The organism is Bartonella sp. AA81SXKL, assembly GCF_042196945.1.
Taxonomy (GTDB): domain Bacteria; phylum Pseudomonadota; class Alphaproteobacteria; order Rhizobiales; family Rhizobiaceae; genus Bartonella.
In genome coordinates, this window is sequence record NZ_JBHIRH010000261.1 from 431 (window position 1) to 694 (window position 264).

The following is a 264-nucleotide window of genomic DNA, read 5'->3' on the forward strand; positions in this document are numbered from 1 at the left end:
AACGGCCCTCAGTACCACCATGTGCAGGTTCAATAAAATTTTCAGGATGAGGCATCATACCGAGAATATTACCAGCTTTATTAATAATACCGGCAATATCATTCACCGAACCGTTAGGGTTTGTATTTTCTGCATAGCGAAAAATAATTTGCTCATTCTCGTCCATTTGTTTTAATGTTTCACAATCAACAAAATACTTTCCATCGCGATGTGCAACAGGACAACAAATGACTCGTCCATTATAATAAAAACGCGACAAATCTT

1 protein-coding gene is annotated in these 264 nt (G+C 37.1%); it reads right to left on the bottom strand.

All coding sequences use genetic code 11. The features are described from left to right. Window positions 1–264 (bottom strand): phosphoribosylformylglycinamidine synthase subunit PurQ (locus ACFINZ_RS10965; RefSeq protein WP_375701532.1); only part of this gene is annotated, 264 nt, incomplete at both ends.